Here is a 12,326-nt window from a genome sequence, read left to right on the forward strand (position 1 = left end):
TGACCCCTGCCCAATAACGTTAAATTCTATTTTTTCATAAAGGTGGAGTCCAAGACACAATGAAAGATTTGCTTCAAAACCTTAAATTATTTCAGTTTCTAAAAGCTTGTTATCAATCCAAAATCATTAGAGTTCTAATCCCTGTAACGATCTTGGTCATCATCTATGTACACGGAAGACATGAGATTCAGCGTATTAATATAGCTAGCATTATTCATGAAGTACATATGAAGCCAGTCCATGTCATCATTCAACTGATCATTGCTTCTTTTATGGCCGTATCTGTGATGAGTACGTATGATTTTCTTATTCGCAAACAGTTTAAGCTCGATATTCATTGGATAACCACGTATCGTTACGCCTGGATCGCTAACACTTTTAATAATATGGTAGGGTTCGCAGGTCTTACCGGTGTAGGATTACGTGCGTTTCTTTATAAGAAAAGCGGGATTCCCATGAAAACAATGGGTCCCGCCATACTTTTTTTATCGCCTATTTTATTGGTTGGCCTATCCTTGCTTGGCGGTCTTGCACTAATTGGTATCTTGCCTGTAGAACCCCTATTTGAACAACATCCTTGGCTACGACTCGGCGTATGGGGAGTTTCCTTATACTTGCCATTTTTCTTACTCATGCAACGTTCATCCCTATTCGCCAAGTGGTTTAACAAGGGAAATGGCAGATTACCATGGAGCGTCATTCTCGCTTCTCTGGGTTCATCTGTTCTGGAATGGGCTTGTGCAGGAACATTATTTTGGTTGTTTACATTTTCTGATCTGCACCCCTTACCGTTTGCTCCGGTATTGGGGGTATACGTTGTGGCAGCCATTGCGGGAATCATTAGTATGGCTCCAGGCGGCATTGGCGCTTTTGATCTGATCGCCTTACTCGGATTGCAGACATTAGGTGTTGAGCCTTCTCGAGCACTAATGATTTTGTTGTTATTCCGCATGTTTTACTTTGTCATTCCTTGGCTCATCGGTCTGGTATTGGCCGGGCTTGAGATGCGTCCAAGTCCACAGCAATGGCAGGATATTACGAAGAACTGTTTCAATGCTTCACGTAACATATGGGTCAGATGCTGGAATTGGCCTTCACGTTTCAGTTTGCTTAGTGATCTTGGTGCGTGGATACTTGGCAAGCTCGTATTCGCTAGCGGGGTCCTTCTACTCATCTCTGCTGTTTCTCCAGGCCTTATAGATCGGTTGCGCTTCATGGAACATCTGTTATCTTTATCCATGATGCGCTTATCTGAACAATTGTCAGTAACTATCGGTATCATGCTTATCGTCATATCCTGGGGGATATCCATGCGTATTCGCCGAGCTTACTTGTGGACTGGAGCATTGTTGTTAGCAGGAGCTATTTTCACATTTGCCAAAGGATTTGATTACGAAGAAGCACTTATATTATTAACCGTGGCGTTCATTCTGTGGATATCCCCTACACGATTTAATCGTGAGAGTGTTCGTATATCTGCACGCAGCATCTGGATCTGGACGTTTCTTGCTCTAATTTCATCGTTGTCGTATTACATTATAGGTTCACAGCTGCATCCGGCTATTTTGCAACACCTGCCCATGCGTGCGCAACAATGGGTGTCACATCCTCACGACTATATGTTAGCAGCGCTTAGTGGATTAATGGGCGCTTTGATTGTGATAGCTTTTGTCTTCACATTACGTCCGTCTCGCTATACAGAGATGCGCCCTAATGAAGAAGATATGAATAAATTCACTCAATTCATTGCCGCAGAAGACGGTAATCTGTTAACTCATCTCCTCTATCTGGGTGACAAACATTTTTACTGGGCCCAAAATGATCAGGTTCTGATTCCGTACGCTCAAGTACGTCAGAAACTCATCGTACTTGGTGATCCAATCGGCAATAAAAACCTTGTTGGTGCTGCAATTCAAGAATTTCAGAGCTATGCGCATCATTATGCATTAACCGTGGTTTTTTATCAGGCTACACCTGAATACCTATCGATCTATCATGAGAATGGCTACAAATTTTTCAAATTAGGTGAAGAAGCTTTGGTACCTCTAGACACCTTTACTCTTAGTGGGAAAAGTAATCAAAACTTACGTACAGCCTTAAATAAGTCAGCTCGCGAAGGGCAGATCTTTGAAGTATTATCCCCGCCATATTCTTCAGAACTACTCTCTGAATTGCGTCAGATTTCGGACGAGTGGCTCGGTGACCGTAAAGAAAAAACGTACTCATTAGGGTGGTTCAACGAAACCTATATTCAGCGCTCACCCTTAACACTGCTTCGTAATGCACAAGGCAATATTTTGGCTTTTGCAACGTTGGCCCCATCCTATAGTCATCATCACGTCATCTCCATTGATCTGATGCGTCATCTGAATGATACACCGAATGGTACGATGGATGTGCTATTTGTACGATTGATTGAATGGGCCAAAGAACAGGGGTATTCTTACTTTAATCTCGGAATGTCTCCGCTCTCCAGCGTCGGTGAGAATCAGAACTCTCATCGTGAAGAAAAACTAGCCCGTCTGGTCTTCCGATATGGTGGGTACTGGTATGGATTTGAAGGACTACGCCGTTACAATGAAAAATTCTCTCCGGAATGGCATGCAAGATACTTGGCTTATCCTTCAGGCATGGCACTTCCCATGCTTACGCTTGATCTTATTCGCTTAGTATCCCGTTGTCCAAATGATTAATGGTAGGGTTGAATCTGATTTCAAAAAGTCCGTCCTCATGAGGCATAAAAAAGAGCTGAGTCGTCATTATGACGTCTCGGCTCTTCTTTGTGCTATCTATTCATACCACTTTTTTCCAATACAAACTTTATCTGATATTCAGAATTTCTTTAGAAAATCCCTCTCAAGTTCTTCAGAGTTTATCTCTACTATGGATACATTGATAAATCCGTATAGGAGTTGAGCATTTGAAGCTTTCCAGTCCGTCATCTACCAAATCAGCCTGGCTTTCACTGCTTTGGCTTGCAGCCGTTCCAATCTTAAATATCTTCTATGGTGTACTAAATCGCCCTGGGGATCATGTCTATAGTCTTGCAACACCCCTGGATTCCATGATCCCTTTTGTCCCGGCCTTTATCATTCCTTATGTATTATGGTACCCGTTCATTTCAGGTGCATTAATAGCACTTGCTTTTAAGGACAAGCGAACCTATTTTCAAACGCTCATTGCACTTTGCAGCGGTCTGGTGATCTCATACATCTTCTTCGCTCTGTTCCAGACAGCGATTGAGCGCCCGAACATCCAGAGTGAGAAAGGCTTTCTCTTCACGATGGTTGATTACATCTACCGTAACGATCAACCCTACAACTGTTTTCCCAGCATTCATGTCCTGACCAGTTATCTGATCCTTAGAGGAACGCGTGTGTTTGGACGAGCGATATGGGCGATGACTTCCACCCTCTCCGTTCTTATTATGATGTCTACCATACTGGTGAAACAACATGTCGTTGTAGATATTGCCGGTGGTATCTTTGTTGGAGAGCTTTGTTTCCGCTTAACTGGAACAACCCTCCACGCTCTCCCATCCCGTGTTAAATCGACTCGATTGGAGTGAGATGAACATTGACAGATTCCCCCTCGTTTTATCACAAACATAGTATTCGTTTCCATATCCTTATCAGTTCTAGTTTGAGTTTTCTGATAGCCTTGCTCATGACCTTCATATGCATGCTGCCACTTGCCGCAGTTCATCATCTAGCCAAGTTGCATCTATTGCAATTGCATCTGGCGTACCTTGTTCTTATCCTATTTACTATGTTTTTTGTGATATCTTTTTGCATTCTGACTCATCGCATCGTTAGGGAAATTGCCACTTTGGACCACGCCATATGCATCTTCTCGGGAGGAGACTTGAGCTATCGAGTACCTCCACTTCAACTTGTTGAATTAAGAACATTTTCGTCTCAACTTCATTCCATGGTGGATCAATTACAAGAACAGATGATCGAGGAACATGAGTGCGATAACGCCAAAAGGGAATGGATCGAAGGCATATCGAATGAACTTTACGCACCCCTCGAAGGGATCATTCAAAATGTGGAGTTGTTAAAAACCAACTCAGTTACGAACCCGGAAGAATATAGACGGATTGTACAAGAAACATATACAGATGCCTTTCAATTACGAAAGCTAATAAATAATCTAATCCAGCATGCCCGACTCTCTTCCCATGATACCCAGTTGAATTTAGAAGAAACGGACGTCTGAATAGTTCTACCTGTTCAAGTCTTGCCCGTACGTTGGCAAGGCTTTTTTTCTCATGAACGTAGTTGTGTGGCTTTGCTTATGTATTCTTTAGATTTTCTTCAGAAATATGCTCATTAATTCCTTAGTTTTTTTCATTATGATTTCTATATCGACAAGAGAGGAGGCAAAACAATGATCAGTAATACGATCTTAGAGCTACTTCATCAGTATGGATATCTGATTTTTTATTTTGCCTTCTCATTAGGGCCTTTCGGGATTCCAATTCCAAATGAGATCACGATTATCAGCGGTGCCATTTTGAGCCACACAGGAGTTATCAATTCATGGATCACATACTTTTGTATTTTATCAGGACTATTAACAGCCATTACCTTTTCTTATTTTGCAGGGAAGTTATTTGGACCCAAGATAAAACACAGATTTCAACATCATAAACACTTCGTTAAGGCTGAACTGATTCTGAATAAGAGTGGCAATTGGGCGATGTGCATCGGTTTGTTCATTCCAATCGTGCGATATGTTCTCCCTTTGGTCATTGGGCTGAGCGGCGTGCAGTATAGAAAATTTGCTCTCATCTCCTATTCCAGTGCTTTGCTATGGACCATAACGTATTTTATAGCGGGAATCTACTTCGGCGGTCCCATTCTATCTACGTTGCATTTATTACATTTCTAACTGGTTTTGATAACATACCATCACATATACGGAGGAACCCTCATGAATTCCAATGAACCTGTTTTATTTTTGAAAAGCTTTTTGCAAAGTCCTAAACATGTTGGCAGTATCTTACCCAGTTCCCGGTTTCTCGCCAGCAAAATGGTGAAGCAAGTCTCTTGGCTAGAGGCAAAAGCAGTCGCCGAGCTTGGATCAGGTACAGGTCCGATCACTCGTTATATTCATCAGCAGGTACAGGATTCCACCAAAGTCCTATTGTTTGAGATGAACGAAACGATGAGAAATAATCTGCAGACCGCATACCCGAAATTCTCCTGTTATCCAGATGCTGCTCGATTAGTGGAATCCATGAATCAAGAGGGCGTTCAGCAACTGGATTACATTTTTAGCGGATTGCCCTTCTTCAACTTTGAGCCTGAATTAAGAAATACGTTGGTGGATCAGATCTATAAGGCACTCAAACCTGGAGGATTATTCATCGCCTTTCAATATTCTCTTCAAATGAAAAAAACATTATCGGAGCACTTTATCATCGAAAAAATAGAATTAGTGCCTTTGAATATCCCACCTGCGTTCGTTTATGTCTGTCGCAAAAAGGAAACAATTTAAACATTCCGGACTATCGTTTACACTGATGTTATCCTAATTTTAAGGAGTGTTGAATTATGAATACCGTTCTCGTTGTTGATGATGAACCCGATATCCGTGATGTTATTCATGTCTATTTACGTAATGAAGGATATCATGTCATAGAAGCAGCCAATGGTGAAGAAGCATTAAATATAATTAAAACAACATCGGTTCAACTCGTTATTCTAGATGTCATGATGCCCGTTATGGACGGAATCAAAGCCTGCTTCAAAATAAGAGAAGTATCAACGACTCCCATTATTATGCTGTCCGCCAAAGAAGAGGATATTGATAAAATTACAGGCCTGACTACCGGGGCTGACGATTACATGGTCAAACCGTTTAATCCGTTAGAATTACTGGCTCGCGTTAAGGCTCAGCTACGACGTCAAACACTGATTGGCAAACCAGAATCCAATTCACTTATTTTGATCAAGGACCTTGTCATTGATACAAGTAAACATTCCGTGAAGCTCAAAGAAAATGACATTTCGCTTACGCCATTAGAGTTTTCCATTATGGTGCTGCTTGCCAGCCATCCAGGACAAGTATTTAGCTCCGAGAAGATTTACGAAACCGTGTGGAAAGAACCTTATGGATATTCGGATAATACGGTGATGGTCCATATTCGTAATCTTCGAGAAAAGCTGGAATTGAATCCAAGAGAACCTCAGTATATTAAAACGGTATGGGGAGTGGGTTATAAAATTGATTAATCGATTACCACAGTTTAAAAAAAAGATACAGATTAACATCCTATATCGAATGTTGATCAGTTTATTGATTTCGTTTGTTGGCTCTGTGGGTGTAAATAATATGTTGATCATAGGTGCCGCAAAAATTAGTGAAAAATATCATTGGCCTTCGCTCCTCCACATCTTTCCTTATGTTCTAACACCGGTCTTCATCATAATTTTCACGTTAATTTTTTTATTTTCCACACGAAAAATTGTGAGAGATCTCATTACATTAGAACAAGGGCTTCAAATCATATCCGAAGGAAATCTGAATTACAGGGTGTCCATTAATCGACAAGATGAACTTGGGCAAGTCGCTTCAAACATTAATCACATGACAGAACAGTTAAAGCAACAGATTGCTAAAGAACGTGAATTGGAGAAATCCAAGATGGACATGATCACTGGCATCTCACATGACCTACGTACACCGCTTACCAGCATAATTGGCTATATTGAGCTTCTCAAATCAGAATCATTTCAAGACAAAGCAGAGTATGACCGTTTCATTCAAAATACCCATAACAAAGCAACGCATTTGAAGAAGTTACTCGATGATTTATTTGAATATACGCGTCTTAACGCAGTGAACACCCAGTTGGATTTGAAAAATGTTGACCTCTGTCAGCTATTGGACCAATTGTTGTTTGAATTCGAACCTTTAGCTCAGGAGCATGGGATTCGTATTGAAAAAAAACTCGGCAATACTCCAATCATGGTTTCCCTGGATAGCGATAAGATTGCACGTGCCATCGACAATCTTCTCATGAATGCACTGAAGTATTCCTTTAAACCGGGCACGATTTATGTTCGAATGAGTGTGCAGCATGATCACGTTACCATTGAAGTAGAGAACAAAGGCATACCACTAACCAGAGAGCAAAAAAACAGACTATTTGATCGCTTCTATAAGGTGGATTATTCGAGGAATAGCGAAGGTATTCAATCAGGATCTGGTCTGGGTCTTTCTATTGCAAGGAACATTGCGGAGTTACATCAGGGGACTTTAACACTAGAACATACGCGCAACGTATTTATATTCCAACTAAGCTTACCTTCTAACATCCATTGAAACATTAATAGCATTGATAAGGGAGGATACCGCGATGAAAACATTCGAACCGCTTCTTTTCCTGCAAGGATTTCTCAAGAACCCCAAACGCGTTGGCAGTGTCCTCCCCAGCTCCAAATTTCTAGCCCATAAAATCGTCCAGTCTGTACGATGGGATGAGATCAGAACCATTGCAGAACTGGGACCAGGAACAGGAGCCATCACCCGACTCATAAGAGCACAATTACCGAAATCTGCAACCGTGTTTTTATTTGAAAGAGACCCCAAAATGAGAAGTAATCTGAAGAAAACATATCCTGAATTCATGTTCCATTCCAATGCATCCTATCTACTGAAAAGGATCGATCAAGAACATGTGCACCAGTTGGATAGTATCATTTGTGGACTGCCCTTTTTTAATTATTCCAGAGAAATGAGACACAACATCCTGTCACAGATCCATACAGCGCTTCGACCTGGAGGCACGTTAGTTTTATACCAGTACTCACTTCATATGAAGAAGCGATTAGCTGAGTTATTTGAGATTGAGAAGATTCAATTCGTGCCCTTCAGCTTCCCGCCTGTTTTTGTGTATGTTTGTCGTAAAAGGCAAGATGAAGGACACAGTGAAACGATCGAATTGGGGAAGATCTAATTTATCGTCACCATAATAACCGCATTGATTTATGTATATGATTGTTTTGTTACATTCTCATTTTACGGTTGCCAGCCAATGAAATGCCTCATCTATGTCATGGAATTCTTGAGTTGGATTGGATATGTCCATTCCTGAGAGCATTCGGTTTGCACTTGATTTAGCTATCGCTTTATGGGGAACAATCAGTGCTGAATACGTAATTCCGGCCTCCATTGATCTCAGATACCACTCTTGTGCAACCCATTCTTGGTCATCTGGCGAAATAACGGCCAAGTGACGGCTATCGTATAACGCCTTATTTGTGCGTTTTTGCACCGCTAACTCCAACACTTTATTAAGCGGTATACGATATTGTTCACCTTTCGCAAAGCTCTTCCATTGCAAAACAACTACCTTATTTTCCTCATTCCATGTAACGGTTGCTTGAGGGGAATCATAAAAAATCATTTCGACCAGCTCCTTCTTAATGTTTAATGTCCTGTCTTATCCTGTGAAGATCTAATCATGCGAGTCATCATCTTACGCGGTAACAAGCGCGGCATAAATGCAATGAATCGATTTCGAGCTCCAGGCATAATTAACGTCTTGCCACGTAAGAAGCCTTGATACCCTTCTTCGGCCACCTGTCCAGCTTCCATGATCGGGCCCTGTAACATCTTCGAGACACCCATACCCGAACGATCAACAAATCCAGTGGATGTCAGACCTGGACACAGTGCCGTCACCGTAACGCCCGTTCCGCTTACTTCATTCTCCAAAGCCTCGGTGAACGAAAGCACGTATGCCTTGGTCGCATAATACACTGACATCATCGGTCCAGGGAAAAAGCCTACCAACGAAGCCACATTCATCACGCCTCCGTGCCCACGTTCGATCATGCCCGGCAAGAACAGTTTTGTCATGACGGTTAAAGCCGTTATATTCACATCGATCATATTCACTTCTTGTTCCATATCCGTTTCCATAAACGTCCCGAACAGACCGAAGCCTGCATTATTGACAAGATAGTCAACAACAATGCCCTTTTCCTTCAGCTCATTATAAATCTCCTGTGGTACCCCAGGCGCCGCTACATCTTTGGCAATAACCGTTGCCTGAATACCATACTTTTTCTGATACTCCTGAGCTAGATCCTGTATCTTACCCTCGCTTCGTGCTACCAGCACAATATGATGTCCACCTTTGGCAAACCGATCTGCTAACTCTTTACCGATCCCACCCGATCCCCCTGTGATTAGAACTGTCTTTCGCATGTTGTTGCCTGCCTCTCTTTTCTATAAAATATGTTTCATCTGGAATATCAATATTTGAACGAACGTTCTATAATAGTGAAAAAATAGACTACCTCCGTATGAGCTCCATGGATAGCGTCGCTATACGAAGGATTTTTTCCTTGGTCATCGAAGTCTTGACCATCACCCTTAATCCAACGCCCACATTATGCAGATATTCAGCCAATACCTCCGCGCTATACTCCGTAGTGAATTCATCTTCTTGCTGTCCCCACACCATAATGTCCTTGATTAGATTCTCGGTATTTGCAAACATCTCCGTCGATCGGTTGTTCATGTCGTCATCCCGTGCCGCCAATTCTACCGTCGAATTGACAATGAAGCAGCCTGATACTGGAGATTCCTCTCCATGAATTAAAGAATAAAATATAAACTGAAGTGCTTCAGTTGCCGTTTTAGAACGCTTTACGCCTGCTGCAAGGGCAGAGCTGATTTTGTGATCATACAGATCTACTGACTTTAGAAACAAGGTATGTTTGTCGCCAAATGTGTCATACAAGCTTTTACGATGAATTCCCATATGATTGACTAGATCTGTCATCGACGTCTTCTCATACCCTTGTTCCCAAAAAAGTCTCATCGCTTTATCCAGTACAACAGACTCATCGAACTCTTTGTTTCTCGCCATTAGCTTCCCTCCTGTTCAGACAACAAACATTAAATTTCATGCTCTCGTTGGACCTTAAAAGGTAAGAATGACTTTACCCTGGGAGTGACCCGTGGACACTTTAATCAATGCCTTTTCAATTTCATCAAACGTATAGGTTGAATCGATCGAGGGTTTGATATCTTCTTTTTCTATGAGAGCTGTGATTTTTTGCAATTGACTCCCGCTGGAGTGCACGAATATAAAGCGATATTCATTTTGATTCTTACGCGCTAAAGAATCCAGGCGTGCACCTACAAGGCCAAACAATGCTTTTTTCCACATTGGAAAATGACTGTCCGCTGCAAACCGATAATTGGGTCCCGCTTTCAAAGAAACTAATTTCCCCTGTGGTTTCAAAATGCTTAGTTCAGCTTTGATTTCATCCGCACCCAAGGTGTCAATCACATAATCGATATCGGACAGGATATCAGCATAATGTTCGGTTTTATAATCAATGAATTGATCTGCTCCGATCGACAGTGTACGTGATCTGCCTCTTTCGCTTCCACTTGTAATCACAGTTAGCCCCATGGACTTGGCAATCGGGATAGCCATCGCACCGAAACCACCGGTTCCCCCAGGAATAAACAGCTTTTTATTCGGTCCGGCTTGGAGTACATCATGCAATGCTTGATACGCGGTCAAGGCAGTAAGGGGTACTGCAGCAGCTTCGATAAAAGAAAGATTTTCAGGCATGATGGATAAAGCATCCTCATGTACAGCCGCATATTCAGCAAAAGCACCAATTTTATTTAGAGGCAACCTGGTATAAACCTTATCACCCACTTTAAATTTCAAAACATCATCGCCAACGGCTTCAATGACACCAGATAATTCATTCCCTAAGGTTAAAGGTAACTTATAGTCGGCAATCATCCGAACACTGCCATTCATATTCAAGATATCCAGTGGATTTACACCCGCTGCTTTTACTCTGACAAGAACCTCATGGCTCTGAATCTGAGGTGTCTCAATATCATTGATTTCCACATGGATTTCTTTGGAGTATTTCCGTATTTGGACTGCTCTCATCATTTTTCCTCTTCCTTTGCTTATAGACTATATAAGTTGAACTAAAGATTATTTACACTTACACTACGATGACAGAACAACCTTCCAATCGCTGTTATCCCCAGATTTTTTGATTCCCTTTCTAAAGGGAAAATCAGGTGATAAAGGCGAACACTTCGCTTTTTCAGGTTTTTTCTGTCCTCTTCGTTATCGTGTAAATGTTTAGTTAAACTTATGTAGGAACATGGCGCGCAATGTTGGTTGTACGCCATGTTCCCCGCTTGATGCTAGTGTTGCCCCTCTTGTGACTTTAACTCTTCCAACGTAGGATAGTCCGTGTAACCTTTACTTCCCAAACCAAAGAATGTTGTCGGATCTGCTTCATTCAGTGAAGCACCTTGTTGAAGTCGTTCCACCAAATCCGGATTAGCTAAAGACCATACACCCACTGGTACCAGATCAGCGAGACCACGATCTAGATCTACACTGAGATCCTCCAAAGTTCTTCCAGCCCGATTGACCAACAATGGATTTTGCCAGATCGAACGAATGTCTTGCAGCAGATTCTCATCTCCAAGATGCATAACATGAAGGTAAACCAAATCCAATTGAGCCAATTCTTTTACAAGGTAGCGATAGAGTTCAGAACCTTGTTCACCATCTTGAATCCCACCCAGCGGTGTCCCTGGCGAAATACGGAAGCCTGTCCGTTCTGCCCCTATTTCCTCGACGATAGCTTTCGTTACTTCAATCGCAAAGCGAGCACGATTTTCTATAGAACCGCCATACTCATCTGTCCGTGTATTTGAATTCTCTCCGAGGAATTGATTAATCAAATAGCCATTGGCTCCATGAATTTCGACGCCATCTGCCCCTGCTTCGATCGCTGCAGCTGCTGCTTTTCGGAAATCGGCGATGGTGGTTTGAATATCCTCCTGACTCAATTCCCGTGGAACGGGGATATCCTGCATCCCTGTGGCCGTGAACATTTCTACACCCGGTGCGATTGCAGATGGAGCAACCGGTTGACGATGATGCGGGGTATTGTCCGGATGTGACATGCGGCCAGCATGCATTAGTTGGATGTATACATATCCACCAGCTTCATGCACCGCATCCGTTACCTTTTTCCATCCTTCAATATGCTTGTCCGTGTAGATGCCAGGTGACCACAGGTAACCTTGTCCATCATCAGAAGGTTGTGCACCTTCCGTAATCAGTAGTCCCATGGTTGCACGCTGAGCATAATACAGTGCAGCCAACTCTCCAGGTGTACCATCTTCTAGCGCTCGACTACGTGTCATGGGTGCCATCGCTAGTCGATGGGGCAGTTCCATGTTGCCAATCTTCGTTTTACTCCATATCTTTTCCAATTGAACGCGCTCCTCTTCTTATTTGAAAT

General features: G+C 42.3%; 13 protein-coding genes. 8 read left to right on the plus strand and 5 right to left on the minus strand.

The features are described from left to right. Positions 1–59 precede the first annotated feature (59 nt). From mprF to HF638_RS13560, 8 genes are all read left to right on the plus strand, one after another. On the plus strand, positions 60–2,693 hold the full coding sequence (mprF, locus tag HF638_RS13525; RefSeq protein ID WP_169480660.1) for a bifunctional lysylphosphatidylglycerol flippase/synthetase MprF: 2,634 nt from the start codon (positions 60–62) through the stop codon (positions 2,691–2,693). Between the two features lie 227 nt (positions 2,694–2,920). Beyond that, positions 2,921–3,568, plus strand: coding sequence for a phosphatase PAP2 family protein (locus HF638_RS13530; RefSeq protein ID WP_169480661.1), 648 nt, complete (start codon positions 2,921–2,923; stop codon positions 3,566–3,568). Between the two features lie 296 nt (positions 3,569–3,864). Further along, entirely contained in the window at positions 3,865–4,221 is a 357-nt protein-coding gene (locus HF638_RS13535) for a histidine kinase dimerization/phospho-acceptor domain-containing protein (RefSeq protein WP_169480662.1), read from the plus strand. Between the two features lie 171 nt (positions 4,222–4,392). Continuing rightward, the gene (locus HF638_RS13540) at positions 4,393–4,896 is read left to right on the plus strand and encodes a DedA family protein (RefSeq protein WP_169480663.1); all 504 of its coding nucleotides are present in this window, start codon (positions 4,393–4,395) and stop codon (positions 4,894–4,896) included. Positions 4,897–4,938: 42 nt separating this feature from the next. After that, positions 4,939–5,505, plus strand: coding sequence for a class I SAM-dependent methyltransferase (locus HF638_RS13545; protein WP_169480664.1), 567 nt, complete (start codon positions 4,939–4,941; stop codon positions 5,503–5,505). A 56-nt stretch (positions 5,506–5,561) separates the two neighbouring features. After that, the gene (locus HF638_RS13550; RefSeq protein ID WP_169480665.1) at positions 5,562–6,242 is read left to right on the plus strand and encodes a response regulator transcription factor; all 681 of its coding nucleotides are present in this window, start codon (positions 5,562–5,564) and stop codon (positions 6,240–6,242) included. Between the two features lie 49 nt (positions 6,243–6,291). Beyond that, on the plus strand, positions 6,292–7,335 hold the full coding sequence (locus tag HF638_RS13555) for a sensor histidine kinase (RefSeq protein ID WP_169480705.1): 1,044 nt from the start codon (positions 6,292–6,294) through the stop codon (positions 7,333–7,335). 34 nt (positions 7,336–7,369) lie between these two features. After that, on the plus strand, positions 7,370–7,969 hold the full coding sequence (locus tag HF638_RS13560) for a class I SAM-dependent methyltransferase (RefSeq protein WP_169480666.1): 600 nt from the start codon (positions 7,370–7,372) through the stop codon (positions 7,967–7,969). A 57-nt stretch (positions 7,970–8,026) separates the two neighbouring features. Here HF638_RS13560 and HF638_RS13565 read toward each other — a convergent pair whose 3' ends face one another. The 5 genes from HF638_RS13565 to HF638_RS13585 form a co-directional block, all read right to left on the minus strand. Continuing rightward, entirely contained in the window at positions 8,027–8,419 is a 393-nt protein-coding gene (locus tag HF638_RS13565; RefSeq protein ID WP_169480667.1) for a hypothetical protein, read from the minus strand. A gap of 23 nt (positions 8,420–8,442) precedes the next feature. Next, positions 8,443–9,225, minus strand: a complete 783-nt coding sequence (locus HF638_RS13570) for an SDR family NAD(P)-dependent oxidoreductase (RefSeq protein WP_169480668.1) — start codon at positions 9,223–9,225, stop codon at positions 8,443–8,445. 88 nt (positions 9,226–9,313) lie between these two features. Further along, positions 9,314–9,892: a TetR/AcrR family transcriptional regulator gene (locus HF638_RS13575; protein WP_169480669.1), complete on the minus strand. Its 579-nt coding sequence runs from the start codon at positions 9,890–9,892 to the stop codon at positions 9,314–9,316. Positions 9,893–9,946: 54 nt separating this feature from the next. Next, a complete protein-coding gene (locus HF638_RS13580; RefSeq protein ID WP_169480706.1) occupies positions 9,947–10,945 on the minus strand; it encodes an NADP-dependent oxidoreductase in 999 nt (332 codons plus the stop codon). A 266-nt stretch (positions 10,946–11,211) separates the two neighbouring features. Continuing rightward, positions 11,212–12,297, minus strand: a complete 1,086-nt coding sequence (locus HF638_RS13585; RefSeq protein WP_169480670.1) for an alkene reductase — start codon at positions 12,295–12,297, stop codon at positions 11,212–11,214. Positions 12,298–12,326: the final 29 nt, after the last annotated feature.

This window comes from Paenibacillus sp. SZ31 (assembly GCF_012912005.1).
GTDB lineage: Bacteria > Bacillota > Bacilli > Paenibacillales > Paenibacillaceae > Paenibacillus.